Annotated in this window: 11 protein-coding genes; 10 read left to right on the top strand and 1 reads right to left on the bottom strand. The window is 68.3% G+C overall.

The genetic code is table 11. The features are described 5' to 3' along the window. Positions 1-8 precede the first annotated feature (8 nt). Genes tssE through tagF form a run of 10 tightly spaced genes read left to right on the top strand, consistent with a single transcriptional unit; the run spans position 9 to position 16159 of the window. On the top strand, positions 9-512 hold the full coding sequence (tssE, locus tag NOV72_RS05365) for a type VI secretion system baseplate subunit TssE (protein WP_106853555.1): 504 nt from the start codon (positions 9-11) through the stop codon (positions 510-512). Further along, complete coding sequence (tssF, locus tag NOV72_RS05360; protein ID WP_106853554.1) at positions 509-2362, top strand: type VI secretion system baseplate subunit TssF; 1854 nt, start codon at positions 509-511, stop codon at positions 2360-2362. The genes tssE and tssF overlap by 4 nt, the downstream gene beginning before the upstream one ends. Further along, on the top strand, positions 2347-3363 hold the full coding sequence (tssG, locus tag NOV72_RS05355; protein ID WP_106853553.1) for a type VI secretion system baseplate subunit TssG: 1017 nt from the start codon (positions 2347-2349) through the stop codon (positions 3361-3363). The genes tssF and tssG overlap by 16 nt, the downstream gene beginning before the upstream one ends. Before the next feature lie 4 nt (positions 3364-3367). Beyond that, positions 3368-5974, top strand: coding sequence for a type VI secretion system ATPase TssH (gene tssH / locus NOV72_RS05350; RefSeq protein WP_106853552.1), 2607 nt, complete (start codon positions 3368-3370; stop codon positions 5972-5974). Further along, positions 5961-7934: a type VI secretion system Vgr family protein gene (locus tag NOV72_RS05345; RefSeq protein WP_106853551.1), complete on the top strand. Its 1974-nt coding sequence runs from the start codon at positions 5961-5963 to the stop codon at positions 7932-7934. Before tssH ends, NOV72_RS05345 begins: the two co-directional genes overlap by 14 nt. Before the next feature lie 9 nt (positions 7935-7943). Continuing rightward, positions 7944-9392, top strand: a complete 1449-nt coding sequence (gene tagH / locus NOV72_RS05340) for a type VI secretion system-associated FHA domain protein TagH (protein WP_106853550.1) — start codon at positions 7944-7946, stop codon at positions 9390-9392. Positions 9393-9398: 6 nt separating this feature from the next. Next, entirely contained in the window at positions 9399-10733 is a 1335-nt protein-coding gene (gene tssK, locus NOV72_RS05335) for a type VI secretion system baseplate subunit TssK (RefSeq protein WP_106853549.1), read from the top strand. A gap of 28 nt (positions 10734-10761) precedes the next feature. Beyond that, positions 10762-12108: a type VI secretion system protein TssL, long form gene (gene tssL, locus NOV72_RS05330; RefSeq protein WP_106853548.1), complete on the top strand. Its 1347-nt coding sequence runs from the start codon at positions 10762-10764 to the stop codon at positions 12106-12108. After that, the gene (tssM, locus tag NOV72_RS05325; RefSeq protein ID WP_106853547.1) at positions 12105-15614 is read left to right on the top strand and encodes a type VI secretion system membrane subunit TssM; all 3510 of its coding nucleotides are present in this window, start codon (positions 12105-12107) and stop codon (positions 15612-15614) included. The genes tssL and tssM overlap by 4 nt, the downstream gene beginning before the upstream one ends. Then, on the top strand, positions 15611-16159 hold the full coding sequence (gene tagF / locus NOV72_RS05320) for a type VI secretion system-associated protein TagF (RefSeq protein WP_106853546.1): 549 nt from the start codon (positions 15611-15613) through the stop codon (positions 16157-16159). Before tssM ends, tagF begins: the two co-directional genes overlap by 4 nt. On the opposite strand, the gene NOV72_RS05315 is transcribed toward tagF, so the two are convergent. Then, positions 16156-17496 carry a serine/threonine-protein kinase gene (locus NOV72_RS05315; protein WP_106853545.1) on the bottom strand — a complete coding sequence of 447 codons (1341 nt, stop codon included), beginning with the start codon at positions 17494-17496 and terminating at the stop codon, positions 16156-16158. The genes tagF and NOV72_RS05315 overlap by 4 nt on opposite strands. Positions 17497-17499: the final 3 nt, after the last annotated feature.

Raw genomic sequence — 17499 nt, 5'->3', positions numbered from 1 at the left:
CCACGCCCATGAGAAACGCAGACCGTCTTCAGCCCTCGCTGCTCGAGCGCCTCACCGATCACGCGCCCGACGCGACACGCGAAGGGCGCGAGCATCGGGCCAGCTCGGCGCGCGCGCACCGCAAGAGCGTCATGCGCGATCTCGGCTGGCTGCTGAATGCGCAGGGCATCGCATCGGCGCAGGACATCGCGCGCCATCCGGGCGTGGCCGATTCGGTGCTCAACTTCGGCTTTGCGGATCTCGCGGGCAAGAGCGCGTCGAATCTCGATGTCGCGCGCATCGAGCGGCTGATGACCGAGGCCATCATCGCGTTCGAGCCGCGCATCGTGTCCGGCACCTTGCGCGTGCGCGCCATTCAATCCGATGACGCGGCGATCCAGCACAACGCGCTCGCGTTCATCGTCGAAGGCGATCTGCATGCGCATCCGGTTCCGGAGCGGCTCTATCTGCGCACGGAATTCGATCTCGAAGCCGGCAAGGCCAGCGTGTTCGAAGGGACTTTGCAGCGATGAACCCCGATCTCCTCCAGTACTACAGCCGCGAGTTGCAGCACGTCCGCGAGATGGGCGGCGAGTTCGCGAAGGCGTTTCCGAAGATCGCGGGACGGCTCGGTCTCGAAGGCTTCGATTGCGCCGATCCTTACGTCGAGCGTCTGCTGGAAGGTTTCGGCTTTCTCGCGGCGCGCGTGCAGATGAAGATCGACGCGGAGTTTCCGCGCTTCACGCAGCATCTCGCGGAACTGGTGTATCCGCACTATCTCGCGCCCACGCCCGCGATGACCGTCGTGCAGCTGCAGCCCGACATGACCCATCCCGCGCTCGCGGATGGCGTCGCGGTGCCGCGCGGCACGGCGCTTCACGGCAGGCTCGACGGCGAGCGCGCGACGCGTTGCGAGTTCCGCACCGCACACGCGCTGACTCTTTCGCCCGTCGAACTGTCGGAGGCGCGGCTTTTCACGCACAGCGGCGCGTTGCACGGCGTCGAAGCGGCGCTGCCGCGCGGCGTGAAGGGCGGCTTGCGTCTGAAGCTGCGTGCCATCGGCGAGCGCAAGATCAGCGACTTTGCCATCGATCATCTGCCGATTTATTTGCGCGGCAACGACGGCATCGCCGCGAAGCTCTACGAATTGCTGATCGGTTCGACGCTCGGCATCGCCACGCGCGATGCGGTGCTGCCGCCTTCGTCGCTGCGTCCGCTCGGCTTTTCGGACGACGAAGCGCTGCTGCCGGTGAGCGAGCAATCGTTTCCGGGTTATCGCTTGCTGCAGGAGTATTTCGCGTGCCCGCAGCGTTTCATGTTCCTGGGCATCGACGGCCTGCGTTCGCATTTCGCGCGCTGCGACGACAACGAAATCGAGCTGACCGTGCTGCTCTCGAAAGCCGATGCCGCGCTCGAACGGCTCGTCGATCAGGCGAATTTCGCGCTCCATTGCACGCCCGCGATCAACCTGTTCGCGCGCCGCGCGGATCGCGTCGCGGTGACGGGCGAGCAGTTCGAGCATCACGTCGTCGTGGATCGCACGCGCCCACGCGACTTCGAGGTCTATCGCGTGCAGGGCGTGACGGGTTATCGCTCGGGCGGCGGCAAGGAGATCGTGTTTCAGCCGTTCTATCGCATGCGCGATCTCGGCGTGGAACATGCCGATGCCGCGTTCTATCAGGTGCGGCGCGAAAAGCGTCTGCCGTCCGCGCGCGAGGACGAGCGCGGCGCGCGCTCGTCGTACGCGGGCAGCGAAACGTGGATCGCTCTGGTGGACACGCGCGAAGCGCCGTATGCCGACGATCTGCATCAACTCGGCATCGGCGTGCTCTGCACCAATCGCGACCTCACGATCACGATGCCGCTCGGACGCGGCGAAACCGACTTCACGCTCGAACTCGAAGCGCCCGTGTCGAGCGTGCGATGCGTCACGGCCCCGAGCCGTCCGCTGCCTTCGTATGCGCAAGGCGCGGTCGCGTGGCGCTTGCTGAGCCATCTGTCGCTGAACTACGCATCGCTCGTCGACGATCACGACGGCAGCGGCGCGCGCGCCATGCGCGATCTGCTCGCGCTCTATGCGCCCGACGGCGACAGCGCCGCGGCGCGACAGATCGACGGTCTGCGCTCGATCCGCTCGCGCGCCGTCACGCGCCGCTTGCCGTCGCGCGGACCGATCGTGTTCGGACGCGGCCTCGCGCTCGACGTGCTGCTCGACGAAACCGGCTTCGAAGGCGCGAGCGCGTTTCTGTTCGGCGCGGTGCTCGCGCGCTTCTTCGAGCAATACGTGTCGCTGAATTCCTTCACGGAAACCATCGTGTCGTCGACGACGCGCGGTGAAATCATGCGCTGGGCGCCGGGGAGCGGGCAATGCCGGACGCTGTGATGCTCTTCGAGCGTTTTTCCGCCGACGCGAATCGCTTCGACTTCTTTCAGGCGGTGCGGCTCGTCGAATGCGCGCATCCGATGCTGCCGCGCACGGGCGCATCGATGCGTCCGCGCGATGACGCGGTGCGCTTCGTTCAGGAGCCGGAGCTGATCTTTTTCCCGACGACGCTCAAGCACTTCGCGAACGCGCAGGAAGCCGCGCCGAAGCTCGCGATCAACTTTTTCGGCCTGCTCGGCCCGAACGGCCCGATGCCCATGCATCTGACCGAATATGCGCGCGACCGCGCGCGCAACGCGGCCGATCCGACCTTTGCGCGCTTTCTCGACGTGTTCCATCACCGCATGGCGTCGCTGTTCTATCGCGCGTGGGCGGCGGCGCAGCCGGCCGTGAGTCTCGATCGCGATGACGACGACCGCATGTCCGCGTATGTCGGCACGACGTTCGGCCTTAACGAGGCTTCGCTGCGCAATCGCGACGCCGTGCCCGACTTCGCGAAGCTGCATTTCGCCGGACTGCTTTCCGGACCGACCCGTCACGCGGCCGGTCTGCGTCTTGTGCTGGCGCGCTACTTCGGCTTGCCGGTGAACGTCACGCAGAACGTCGGCCACTGGATGAAGCTGCCCGCCCATTCGCTGTCACGTCTCGGCGCAAGCGACGACGGCGCGCGCATGGGCGTCGGCACCATGCTCGGCGCGCGCGTGTTCGACCGTCAGCACAAGTTCCGCGTCGTGCTCGGCCCGCTTTCGATGCGCGATTACGAGCGCTTCCTGCCGGGCGGCGCGAGCCTCACGCAACTCGTCGACTGGGTTCGTCTCTATGTGCGCGATCCGCTCGACTGGGACGTGAACCTGCAACTGCAACGCGCGGACGTGCCGCGTCTCGCGCTCGGGCGGCATCGGCGGCTCGGCTATACGACGTGGCTGCACGCGCGCGCCGCCGTGCGCGACGCGACGCAGCTCATGCTGCGTCCGCTCGCCTCATCTCACGCAAAGGACTAGTTCAATGGCAGACATCAGCCGCGCCGTCATGTTCGGCAAACTCGATACGCTCAGCTTCCGCGCGATGGAAAGCGCGGCCACGTTCTGCCGTTTGCGCGGCAATCCGTATGTCGAGGTCGCGCACTGGCTGCATCAGATCGTGCAGTTGCCCGATTCGGACCTGCATCGCGTGATCCGGCATGCCGGCATCGAACCGGCGGCGCTCGCGCGCGATCTGACCGATGCGCTCGATCGCCTGCCGCGCGGGGCGTCGTCGGTCACGGATATCTCGTCGCAACTGGAGGAAGCGGTGGAGCGCGGCTGGGTGCATGCGTCGCTGCTCTTCGACGCGCAGAAGGTGCGCAGCGCGCATGTGCTCGTCGGCATGTTGCGCACGCCCGCGTTGCGCAATGCGTTGCGCGGCATCTCGCGCGAGTTCGACCGCGTGAAGGCCGACGATCTGATCGACGCCTTCGCCGACGTGCTCGACGGCTCGCCGGAAACATCGGGCGATGCCCCGGCGCAGCAGGCAAAGGCGCCGGCCACGCCACATCAAGCGGACGACGCGTTGCAGCGCTTCACGGTCGATCTCACCGAAGACGCGCGTTCCGGCAAGCTCGATCCGATCGTCGGCCGCGACGAGGAGATTCGGCAGGTCATCGACATTCTCATGCGTCGCCGTCAGAACAACCCGATTCTCACGGGCGAAGCGGGCGTCGGCAAGACGGCGGTGGTGGAAGGGCTCGCGCTGCGCATCGTCGCGGGCGAGGTGCCGCCGGCGCTGCGGCACGTGAGCCTGCGCACGCTCGACGTCGCGCTGTTGCAGGCCGGTGCGAGCATGAAGGGCGAATTCGAAACGCGGTTGCGGCAAGTGCTGGAAGCTGTGCAATCGGCGGAGAAGCCGGTGATTCTCTTCATCGACGAGGCGCACACGCTGATCGGCGCGGGCGGCGCGGCGGGCACCGGCGACGCGGCCAATCTGCTCAAGCCGGCGCTCGCGCGCGGCGCGGTGCGCACCATCGCAGCGACGACGTGGTCGGAGTATCGGCGGCACATCGAGAAAGATCCGGCGCTCACGCGGCGCTTTCAGGTCGTGCAGGTGCATGAACCCGACGAAACGCGCGCCGTCGCGATGATGCGCGGTGTCGCCTCCGCGCTCGAAGCGCATCACGGCGTGCAGATTCTCGACGAAGCCATCGAAGCCGCCGTGAAGCTCTCGCATCGCTATCTGCCCGCGCGGCAGTTGCCGGACAAGTCCGTGAGTCTGCTCGATACCGCTTGCGCGCGCGTCGCGGTGAGCCAGCACGCGACGCCGCCCGCCGTCGACGATGCGCAACGCCGCATCGAAACGCTGAATACGGAACTCGACGTGATCGCGCGCGAGGCGGCCATCGGCATCGATACGGCTGCGCGCCACGAAGCGGCAGCGGCGGCGCTGGAGCAGGAGCGCGCGCGTCTCGCCGAACTGGAAGCGCGCTGGCGCATCGAGGGCGACATGGTGCGCGACATTCTCGCGCGCCGCGACGCCTTGCGCGACAACGCGCCCGGCGCGGATCTCGCGGCACTGCGCGAACGTCAGACGCGGCTCGCCGAACATCAGGGCGAAACGCCGCTGATTCTGCCGGGCGTCGATCGTCACGCGGTCGCGGCGGTGGTGCAGGACTGGACCGGCGTGCCCGTGCTCAACATGCTGAAGAACGAAATCGGCAACGTGTTGCGTCTCAACGAATTGCTCGATCGCCGCATCGTCGGTCAGCAGCACGCGACGCGCATGATCGCGCGGCGCGTGCAGACCTCGCGCGCCGGTCTCGACGATCCGGACAAGCCCGTCGGCGTGTTTCTTCTCGCGGGGACTTCGGGCGTCGGCAAGACCGAAACGGCGCTCGCGCTCGCCGAAGCGCTGTATGGCGGCGAGCAGAATCTCATCACCATCAACATGAGCGAGTATCAGGAAGCGCATACGGTGTCGCTTCTGAAAGGCGCGCCGCCGGGATATGTCGGCTTCGGCGAGGGCGGTGTGCTGACCGAAGCGGTGCGCCGCCGTCCGCACAGCGTCGTGCTGCTCGATGAAGTCGAGAAGGCGCATCCCGACGTGCACGAGCTGTTCTTCCAGGTCTTCGACAAGGGCCGCATGGACGACAGCGAAGGCCGCTCCATCGACTTTCGCAACACGCTGATTCTGTTGACGACCAACGCGGGCGCCGAATGCATCGCCGACTTGTGCCGCGATCCGCGCGAGCCCGCGCCCATCGACGTGATCGAACGCGAACTGCATGCGCAACTGCTGAATACGTTTCCGCCGGCGCTGCTCGGACGCATGGTGACGATCCCGTACTACCCGCTGTCCGACGAAATGCTGAAGGCGATCATCCGGCTGCAACTCCGGCGCGTGGCCGATCGCGTGACGGGCACGCACCGCGTGCCGTTCACCTGCGACGACGGCGTGATCGCGCAGATCGCGTTGCGTTGCACGCGTCTGGAAAGCGGCGGCCGCATGATCGACGCGATTCTCACCAACAGCGTGTTGCCGCGCATCAGCACGGAATATCTGTCGCGCGTGATGAATGGCGAGACGCTGGCGCGCGTGCATGTCGGCGTCGCGAACGAGGAGTTCACCTATGCCTTCGACTGAGCGCCACATCCGCATGACCTGCGCGCCGCTCGGCGACGACGCCGTGTTCATGCGCATGTCCGCGAGCGAGGCGCTCGGGCGTCTGAGCCGCTTCGAGATCGCGTTTCTCTCGACGCGCAACGATATCGATCCGGGCGCGGTGCTCGGGCAGAACCTGTCCGTCACGCTCGACTATCCGGCGGGCGGCGCGCGCGAGTTCAACGGCATCGTGACGACGCTGCGTCTGCTGATTCCCGGCGACGCCACGAAGAACCGCATGGCGCGCTACGAAGCGATCGTGCATCCGCGCATGTGGCTGCTCACGCGCGCGATGCACCAGCGCTTCTTTTATCAACGCACGGTGCCGCAGATCGTGTCGAAGGTGCTCGAATCGTATGACATCGACTTGCGCAACGCCTGCACCGCGAGCTATCCGCCGCTCGAGCATTGCGTGCAGTATCGCGAGTCGGATTTCGACTTCGTGAGCCGTTTGATGGAGCGCGAAGGCATTCACTATTTCTTCGAGCACAAGGGCGGCAAGCACACGCTCGTGCTCGCGGATTCGGGCGCGGAGCATCGGCCCATCGCGCACTACGAGACGGTGCCGTTTCAGGCGTGGGATTCGCCCGAACAGGACGAGGAATGCGTCTACCGCTGGGTCTCGGGCGCGACGCTCGAAACGGGCCGCTACGAAGTGAACGACTACGACTTCGAGAAGGCGTCCGTCAGCAACAACGAAGGGCTCGTGTCGCGCGCGACGCGCAGCGCGCCGTACGATCCGCCGCGTTATCTGATGCAGGAGCATCTGACCGGTCACCTGAAGGCGGGCGACGGCGAGCGGCTCGCGCGCATCAACGTCGAGATTCACCAGACGCGCAACGACGCGATCGACGGCCGCGCCACCGCGCGCGGCATGACGGCGGGCGGCCTGTTCCGGCTTCAGGATCATCCGGGCGGCAAGCAGAATCGCCAGTATCTGGTGATCGAAAATCACGCGGAGATCGTGTCGGATGCCTATGTTTCCTCGAACGATCCGACGCAGCCGATCTTCGATTGCAGCTTCAGGGCGATCCGCAGCGACAACACGTTCCGCTCGCCGCGCGTGACGCCGGTTCCGCGCGCGGGCGGTCCGCAGACGGCGGTCGTCGTCGGTCCGCCCGGAGAAGAGATTCTCACCGACCAGTACGGCCGCGTGAAAGTGCGCTTCCACTGGGAGCAACTCACGCAGGACGATCGCGCGAACCCGCTCGAGCGCTGCTGGGTGCGCGTCGCGCAGGGCTGGGCGAGCCGGCGCTGGGGCGCGATGTTCCTGCCGCGCATCGGGCAGGAAGTGCTGGTCGAATTCATCGAAGGCGATCCGGACCGGCCGGTCATTGCCGGCGCGCTCTACAACTCGACCAACATGCCGCCGTATGAACTGCCCGGCGAAAGCGCGGTGTCCACGTTCAAGAGTCAATCGACCAAAGGCGGCGACGGCTACAACGAAATGCGCTTCGACGACCGCAAGGGCGACGAGCAAATGTTCTTTCACGCCGAGCGCGATCACGAAACGTGGATCGGCCACGACGCGCTGATGAACGTGTCCGGACAACGGCACGTGAGCGTCGGCGGCGACGAATTCCGCGCGACGCGCGGCACGCGCAACGATTCCGTCATGGGCGGCAGCACGTCGCGCGTGCTCGGCGGCGTGTCGGCGGCGAGCATGACGACGCACGACCAGTTCGTCGGCGAGGCGTACTCGCTCGACGCGGGTGCGGCCGTGCGCATCAAGGCGGGCGCGGCGGTGGAGATCGAGGCGAGCGCGACCATCGCGTTGCGCGCGGGCGCGTCGTACATCCTGATCGGTCCGGAGACGATCGAGATGTCGAGCTTTCCGATTCCGCTCGGTCCGGGCGTGCCGCCGGTGCCGCTCGCGATTCCGCCCGCGCCGCCCACGCCCCCGCGCGATGCCGACGACGGCACGAGCCGCGGACGCAAATAGGAGAGCACGATGACTTTGACGCTGACAGTGCAAAGCGGCGACGGCAACGGACACGACGCTTCGCGCACGATCGAAATCGGGGAGAGCGCCACCATCGGCCGCGCGCCGGAATGCACGGTGGTGCTGGACGATGCGCAGCGCGGCATTTCCCGTATCCAGGCACGCATCGAGCGGCGCGACGACGCGTACGTGCTCGTCGATGCGGGCAGCAATCCGACCCTGCTGAACGACGAAGCGCTCGACGGTTCGCGCGAGGCGACGCTGTCGAACGAGGACCGGATCGGAATCGGCGCTTATGCGCTCGTCGTGTCGATCGAGGCTGAAGCGGCTGAAGCGGCGATCGATCACACGCTGATGACGCGCCCCGCGCCGTCCGCGCCGACGCCCGTCGCGGACTTGCCGGAGACGCCGGAATTCGAAGCGCCGCCGCCCGCGCCGCTGATTCCCGACGACTGGAATGCGCCGCACGCGCGCTCGATGCATCGGGCGCAGCCTGTGCCGCACGACGAAGACGTCGCGTTCACGCCCGATCCGCTCGCCGCGACGCCGCTGCTGCGCGAGCCGGGACGATTCGGCGGCGAAGCGGATCAGGCGCTGATGGACGCGCTGAGCGCGATCGATCCGCTGCGGGAGGCTGGCGCGGGTGGCGTGCGTACTGCGGCCGCGCCTGCGCCTGCGCTGTCGCGGAGTCTGGAGCATTCGTCGCCGGAGCGCGTGATGGCGGCGATGCCGCAGGCTGTGGCGCCCGAGCAACCGCGCCGCGACGCTTCAGGCGCCGCGTCAGCGGACAAGCGCAGCGCACCGCGTCGCGATGCGCACGAGCACGAGCCGACGCCATCGCCAACTTCAACGCCATCGCCCAACGCCGACAACACGCTCGACGCGCTGCTTCAGGGCCTCGGCATCGCCCGCGCCGACGTCGCTCACATTCCCGCACCGGACCTCGCGCGCCTGACCGGCTCGATGCTGCGCGAAGCCGTGCAGGGCACGATGTCCGTGCTCCGCTCGCGCGCGATGACCAAACGCGAATCCCGCATGGCGATGACGATGATCGAGGAACGCGACAACAACCCGCTCAAGTTCTTTCCCGACGCCGACCGCGCGCTCACGCAGATGCTCGGCGCGCGCTCGCGCGGCTATCTCGCGCCCGAGGAAGCCTTGCGCGCCGCGTTCCGCGACATTCAGGCGCACGAACTCGCGCTCATCGCCGGCATGCGCGCCGCGTTCGACGACGCGATGTCGCGCTTCGATCCCGCCGTGATCGAGCGCTCGCTCGATGCGCCGGGCCGTCTCGACGCCCTCATCGGCAATCGCAGGGCGCGGCTGTGGCAACGCTTCGTCAAGACCTGGGACACGCTGTCGCACGATGCGGGCGACGACTTCCAGCAACGCTTCGGCGAGCCGTTCGGCCGGGCGTACCAGGCGCAGCTCGATGCGCTGCAATCCGCGAAGGACTGAATCACCATGTACTGGAACAACAAGGTCATCTGGTCGGAGGGCATGTTCCTCCAGCCGCAACATCTTCAGCAGCACGACCGTCATGTCGAAGCGCTGCTCGAAGCCCGCGCGGGCGGCCTGCGTGCTTACGCGTGGGGCTTCACGAAGCTGGAAATCGACGAAGCCCTGCTCAAGCTCGGCAAGCTCGCGTTACGCGCGGCCTCGGGCGTGCTGCCCGACGGCACGCCGTTCGATCTGCCCGCCGACGACGATCTGCCCGAGCCGCTCGACATTCCCGAGAACGCGGCCGACGTCACCGTGATGCTGGCGCTGCCGGTGCGGCGTCCGGGCGCGCCGGAGTCGGGCGGCGACGAGCGCGCGGACAATCTCGCGCGTTATCGCGCCGGCGATTTCGAAGTCCACGACAGCAACGACGCCGACGCGCTCGCGACGCTGCTGCAAGTCGGCAAGCTGCGTCTGCGTCTCGCGCTCGCGCCGGACGTCGCGCATGCGCATGCGTGCGCGGGCGTCGCGCGCGTGGTCGAGCGCAAGAGCGACGGCCGCGTCGTGCTCGACGACGACTACTGCGCGCCGTGTCTCGACTATCGCGTGGCGGGCCGACTCGCGCGCTTCTCGACCGAGCTCGCCGGCTTGCTGCAGCAACGCGGCGAAGCGCTCGCGGGACGGCTCGCGCAACCCGAAGGCGCGGGCATGGCGGAGATCGCGGACTTCCTGCTCCTGCAAATCGTCAATCGGGCGCAGCCGCTCGTCGCGCATTTCAACGCGATGAGCGGCCTGCATCCCGAGGCGTTGTATCAGGCGTGCGTCGCGCTGGCGGGCGAACTGGCCACGTTCAGTCAGGCCGGACGAAGGCCGCCGGTCTTCCCCGCCTACCGGCACGAGCGGCTCAAGGAGAGCTTCGAGCCGGTCATCGTGGCGTTGCGGCTCGCGCTGTCGCGTGTCGCGGATCCGCAAGTCGTGTCGATTCCGCTCGAAGAGCGCCGCTACGGCTTGCGCGTCGCGCTCGTCAACGATCGCTCGCTTTTCGGCGGCGCGACCTTCGTGCTCGCGGTGCGCGCGCAGGTGCCGACCGACACGCTGCTGTCCGCGTTCGGCAGCCAGGTGAAGATCGGCAGCATCGAGAAGATCCGCGATCTCGTGAATCTGCAACTGCCGGGCATCGCGCTGCGCGCGCTCGCGGTCGCGCCGCGCCAGTTGCCGTTCCATGCGGGCTACAGCTACTTCGAACTCGACGACCGGAACGAAGCGTGGTCTTCGCTGGCGTCGTCGGCGGGCATGGCGCTGCACGTCGCGGGCGAATTCCCCGGCCTCGCGATGGAACTCTGGGCGATCCGTCACTGACGGCCATGCCGCAAAAAGGAGGTACTCCATGACCAACGACACCAATCCGCCGCTCGACGACGCAGCGTTTCTCGACGCGGCGCGCACCATCCGCATGCCGACGCCGGGCCGCAAGCGCGAACGCGTCGCGGATGCGGAAACGAAGCCGGACCGCACGCCGCCGTCGAGCGAGCCGGTGCTCGCGCCGCTCGACGCGGCGATCGCGGGACGCAATCCGCTGCTGCGCGCGGCGGGTCCGCTGCTCGAACTCGCGTTGCCGCTGCGGCGGCTCGCGAGTCATCCCGACCTCGACGCCTTGCGCACGCAGTTGATCCAGATGGTGCGCAGGTTCGAAGCCGATGGCCGCGCGTTCGGCGTGCCCGATGCGCAGCTCGGCCCGGCGCGTTATTGCCTGTGCACCTTCATCGACGAAGCGATTGCCGCGACGCCGTGGGGCGCGGGCGTGTGGGGCCGCCGCAGCCTGCTCGTCACGTTCCACAACGAGGCGTCGGGCGGCGAGCGGCTGTTCGTCATCCTGCAACGGCTGGCGCAAACGCCGGCGAACGATATCGACATGCTCGAACTGATCTATGTGATGCTCGCGCTCGGCTTCGACGGGCGCTACCGGCTGATCGAGGGCGGCAAGCGGCAACTCGACGAGATCCGCGAACGCCTCGAACAGATGATCCGCGCGCAACGCGGCCCGGTCGAACGCGCGCTGTCGCCGCACTGGCGGCCCGCCGCGCGCCAACGCAAACGGCTGCTCGGATTCCTGCCGCTGTGGGTCGCGCTGGCGTTCGCGGCCGTCGTGCTGATGGGCGCGAGTCTCGTGCTCGGTCTGCGCATCAACGCGTTCTCCGACCCGGTGTTCGCCGCGATGCGCGGCATTCGCGTCGAGCCCGCGCCGGTGCTCGCCGCCAAGACGCAGGCCGCGCCCAAGCTCGCGTCGGCGCTCGCCGGCTTTCTCGCGCCGGAGATCGCGCAGGGACTCGTCACGGTCGGCGAGTCGGCGGACCGCACCACGGTCACCATCAACAACACGGCGCAGGGCACGCAGATTTTCGCGTCCGGCAGCGCCGATCTCGACGCGCATTTCGCGCCGCTCGTGCAGCGCATCGGCGAAGCCTTGCGCGACAAGCCGGGCAATGTGGTCGTGATCGGACATACGGATAACCAGCGCATCGTGTCGGCGCGCTTTCCGTCGAACGTGGCGCTGTCGCAGGCGCGCGCCGACACCGTGCGCGCGATGCTCGCCGCGAAGCTGTCCGATCCGGCGCGCGTCACCGCCGAAGGACGCGGCGACACGGAGCCGGCCGCGCCGAACGACACATCCGCCGGGCGCGCGCGCAATCGCCGCGTGACCATCGACATTCTTGCGCCGGGAGCCGCGTCATGAAGTGGATCAATGCGTTGAAGAAGCCTGCCGTCGTCTCGTTCGCGGGCGTGCTGGCGCTGGCCGCGCTCGTGTGGTTCTACGGGCCGCTCGTCGCGTTCGACGGCCGCGCGCCGCTCGACCGTCCCGCCAGCCGCTGGCTCGTCATCGCGCTGATCTTCGCGTGCTGGGCGGCGTATTGGGGCGTGCGCTTCGCGAAGACGCGCATCGCCGGATCGAAGTTCGTGCAGGGACTCGTCGCCGATGCGCTCGATCCCGCCAAACGCGCCCCCGATCCCGCGCGCCGCGCCGCGGACGCCGACCTCGTCGCGCTGCGCACGCGTTTCGAAGACGCACTGAAGACGCTGCGCGAGACGCGCGGCGCAGCGAGGCCCGGCGTGCTTTCCTGGCTCAAGCCGCGCCGCGAGACGCTCTACGACCTGCCGTGGTACATGTTCGTCGGCGCGCCGGGCGCGGGCAAGACGACCGCGCTCGCGCACTCGGGCCTGCACTTTCCGCTCGCGGACCGGCTCGGCGCGCAGGCGGTGGGCGGCGTCGGCGGAACGCGCAACTGCGACTGGTGGTTCACCGACGACGCCGTCCTGCTCGATACCGCCGGCCGCTTCACGACGCAGGACAGTCACGAGGAAGCCGATCGCGGCGCGTGGCTCGGCTTTCTCGCGCTGCTGCGCAAGTACCGGCCGCGCCGTCCGCTCGACGGCGTGATGGCCGTCGTGTCCGCCGCCGATCTCCTGCGGCAGTCCGACGACGCGCGCGCGGCGCATGCGGTGATCATCCGCGAGCGTCTGTCGGAGTTGAACCGGCAACTGGGCGTGCGCCTGCCGGTGTATGTCGTCGTCACCAAATGCGACATGCTCGCGGGCTTCTCCGAATACTTCGACGACTTCGGCCGCGACGAGCGCGAGCAGGTGTGGGGCGTGACGTTTCCGCTCGTCGCGGAGGCGAATGCGCTCGACGGCGAAGCGCCCCTCACGCGTTTTCCCGATGAATTCCGGCTGCTTCATCAGCAGTTGCAGGAGCGCGTGCTGCAACGCATGCAGCAGGAAACCGACGTGCGGCGCCGCGCCCTGATCCACGCGTTTCCGCAGCAGTTCGCGGGCATCGAGCACGCGCTGCAGCGCTTTCTCGAAGACGCATTCGGCGATTCGCGTTTCGCGCGGGCCGCGATGCTGCGCGGCGTCTACTTCACGAGCGGCACGCAAAGCGGCCGTCCGCTCGACCGCATGATGAGCGCGATGGCGGGCTCGCTCGGCCTGCGCCGCGAGGTCGTCGCGGCCGATGCAGCGGGCGGGCGCGCGTACTTCGTCAAGCGCGTGCTGCGCGAGGTGATCTTCGCGGAGCAGGGCATGGCGGGCAGCGATCCGCGCGCGGAGCGCCGGCGCACGCGCATTCAGCAGATCGCGATCGGCGTGATCGGCGTGTTGCTGGCGGCGGGGCTGATCGGCCTCGTCGCGAGCGACCGCGCGAACCGGCGTTTCGTCGATGAAAGCCGTCAGCAGATCGCCGCGCTCGCCGAACGCGCGAAGCAGACCAGCGCCGGCGACAGTCCGCTCGCGGTGCTGCCGCTGCTCGACGCCGCACGCGAGCTGCCGGGCGGCGAAGCCGCGCGCGATTCGCGCGATGCGCGGTGGTGGCCGGGCTTCGGTCTCGATCAACGGCAGAAGCTCGGGCTGGAAGCGGAGCGCGTCTATCAGCGGCTGTTGCGGCAGACCTTGTTGCCGATCGTCGTGCAGCGCATGGAGGATCAGTTGCGTCACGCCAACGACGAAGATCCCGCCACGCTCTACGAAGCGCTGCGCGCGTATCTGATGCTCGGGGATCCGTCGCACTTCGATCCGGACGCGCTGCAAGTCTGGGCTTTGCGCACCTGGCGCGAGGGCTCCATGAAAAACGCCAGCGACACGCAGCGCGCCAACATCGAGCGTCACTTGCAGGCGCTGTTCCGGCGCGGACAGTTCGATTCGAACCTGCCGCTCGATCAAGGCCTGATCGCGCAGGCGCGCGCCGTGCTCGAACGCGTGCCGCTCGCGCAGCGGCTCGACGGGCGCATCCGGCAACAACTCGCGCAGCAGCGTCTGCCGGAGTTTTCGGTCGCGAAGGCGGCGGGGCCGAGCGGACAGATCGTGTTCGTGAGGAAGAGCGGCGCGCCGCTTACGCAGGGCATCGACGGCGCGTACACGCATGCGGGCTTCGACGCATTCGTGCGTCTGCGCGAAGCGGCGCTCGCCAATTTGTCGAAGGACGACTGGGTGCTGGGCAATGTCCAGACGCGCGCCGACGCGCAAAGCGCCGATGCCTTGCGCACCGCGCTCACGCGCCTCTACAGCGAGGAGACGATTCGCCAATGGGACGCGCTGCTCGCGGATATCGGCGTGGTGCCGTTCGCCGCGCCGGATCAGGGCGCGCGCGTGGCGAACCTGCTCGGCGCGCCGAATTCGCCGCTGCGCGCGCTGATTCAGGGTATCGCGCGCGAGACGACTTTCACGCCCCCCGCTGCTCAGCCCGGCAAGCTGGATACGATCAGGAAGAGCATCGGCGTCGATGCGGATCAGCCCGCCGCGCCCACGCTCGTCGATACGCATTTTCAGGGGCTGCACGATCTCGCGGGCGCGCCGCTCGACGAGTTCATCAACGCGCTGAAGGACGCCGCATCGACGTTGCAGGCGGAGGACACCGCGCGCAAGCAGTCGCTGCCGCTGCCCGCGACGGGTCCGCTCGACCGCCTCAAGCTGATGTCGCAGAACGCGCCCGCGCCGCTCGCGGCGGTGCTGCAAGGCGTCGCGGGCAACGCGGACACCGTGCAGATTCAGAGCCAGCGCGCGCAGTTGCAGTCGCAATGGGCATCGACGGTCGCGCCCGCGTGCCGACAGGCGCTCGACGGTCGCTATCCGCTCGTCCGAACCTCGACGCGCGATGCCGCGCCCGACGACTTCGCCCGCATTCTCGCGCCGGGCGGCCTGATCGACGCGTTCTTCCAGAAGAACCTGCAGAACCGCATCGACACGTCGGGCGCGGTATGGAAGTGGCGCCCCGAGGCGAAGGCGCTCGGCATTCCTGACGACATTCCCGTGCAGTTTCAGCGCGCCGCGATGTTGCGCGACGCGCTTTTCCGCGACGGCGGCCGCGACATCTCCGTGCGCTTTTCGGCGAAAGTCGCGTCGCTGGATCCGTCCGTCACGCGCTTCGTGCTGGATGTCGACGGCACGCAGCTCACCGCTTCGAGCACCGCGCCCGATGCCACCGCCGAGTTTCAGTGGCCGAGCGGCAAGGGCACCGGGCAGGCGCATGTCGAGCTCGATCCCGCCGGCGGCACGCCGCCGCGCGCGGACGGTCCGTGGGCGCTGTTCCATCTGTTCGACAGCGTGCGCGTGCAGCAGTCGGGACAAGCCGATCACTTCAAGGCGACGTTCGACGGCGGCAAGGTCGCGCTCGCGCTCGTCGCCAGCAGCGTGAACAATCCGTTCCGCGCGGGCGTGCTCAATGCCTTCCGTTGCCCGGTCTCGTTATGAACGCGCGAGAGCAGATCGATGCCGGTTTCTACGGCAAGGTTCGCACGCATGGGGATTTTGTCGGGCGCGGCTTGTCCGATGCGTTCGTCCGCCGCTGGGACGCGTGGCTGCAACGCGGCTTGCTGGCCGCCCGCACGCGCTATCCGGACGACTGGCTCGACCGCTATCTCGCGATGCCCGTGTGGCGCTTTTCGGCGTGCGCGTCCGTCGCCGATGAATGCGCGTGCACCGGCGTGCTGATGCCGGGCATCGATGCGGTGGGCCGCTATTTTCCGTTCGCGATCGCGCGGCGCATCGACGGCGAGCCTCGTGGCGGCGCTTCGCCGTGGCACGACGAAGCCTGCGCGCTCGCGTTGTCCACGCTCGCGCCGTCGTTCTCGCTGAAGGCGTTCGAGGCGCGGCTCGCCGCGCTGAGCGCGCGGCCCTTCGGCTGCGTGGCGTGCGACAGCGGCAGCGCGTGGTGGACGGAACGCGGCGCGCCGCATCGTCATGATGGCGCGCTCGATGCGGACCTTTTCCTGCATCTGCTCGACGATGCGGCCTAGTCGCCTTCGATGCCCCATTCGCGCCGCAACGCTTCGCGATGCTGCTCCGGCACCGCATCGAGGAGCCGCGCATAGAAGGTCGGAAGGTCGCTGGCATTCGCGGCGGCGCGACGCGCGACGATCCGCGCAATCGGCCCGAGATACGTCGTGAGACGCGAGGCGGCCTCGCTCACGCTGTCCGCGCCGATCTCCCGCGCAATGACCGAACGTGATGCGCCGGCGGCGAGCCGCGTCAACAGCGCGTCGAAATCGCGGCGTGCGGCTTCGGTCGGCAAGTGCGCGGCGAGCCGCTCGCGCAACGTGTCGATGTCCGTGGCGTTCGCGCGGGCGCGCCGCATCAGGAGCGACGCGACCGGTCCGACGTGGCTCGCGAGGCGCTTCTCCAGTTGCTCGATCAGGTCTTGCGGAAAATCGGCGGAAGCGGGCGGCGCGTCGAGCGTCGCGTGCGGGCTGGCATGCGCGAGCACGGTGCGATCGGCGTCGGCCTGCGCGTCGGTCGCGAGCGCCGCGAAGAGCGCGTCGCGCCATTCGCGCGCCGAGCGATAACGCGCGTCCGGACGCTTCGCCATGCCCTTCATCACCAGATCGTCGATATAGGAAGGCAGTTCCGGCGCGATGGCCGTCGGCGCGGGCGGCGTGTCGTCGAGAATCTTGCGCATTACCGCGCCGGGCGTTCCCGTGAACGGGCACACGCCCGTCAGCATTTCATAAAGCACGACAGCGGCGGAAAACAGGTCGGAGCGCGCATCGACCGGATCGCCGGTGAACTGCTCCGGCGACATGTAGCTCGGCGTGCCCAGCAGCGTGCCGGTTTGCGTCAGCGCGGACGTGTCGAGATGCGCGATGCCGAAATCCGCGATCTTGCATTCGCCGCGCGGCGCGATCAGCAGATTGGCCGGCTTGATGTCGCGATGCACGATGCCCGCGTCGTGCGCGTAATCGAGCGCGTCGAGCAACTGCGCGAACCAGCGCAACGCGCCCGCCGCGCTCATGCGCGAACCGGCGCGCGCATGCTGCGCGAGGCGCGCGGCGAGACTTTCGCCGCGCACGTATTCCATCGTGATGAACGCGCTGTCGCCGGATTCGCCGTAGTCGTAAATCGCGACGATGTTCGGATGCAGAAGACGCCCCGCCGCGCGCGCTTCGTTCAGAAAGCGCGCGGTCAGATCGTGCGCGGCGGCATCGCCGTTCGAATCCACATGGATCGTCTTGATCGCCACGCGGCGCTCGATGCGCGGATCGAACGCCAGATACACGACGCCCATCGCGCCGCGCCCGAGCACGCGCTCGATGACGTAGCGGCCGAGCGTCGCGGGCACGTCGCCGGTGGAGGACATCGG

The organism is Caballeronia novacaledonica (assembly GCF_900258035.1).
Lineage (GTDB): Bacteria > Pseudomonadota > Gammaproteobacteria > Burkholderiales > Burkholderiaceae > Caballeronia > Caballeronia novacaledonica.
This window is presented reverse-complemented; position numbering and strand designations above follow the sequence as displayed.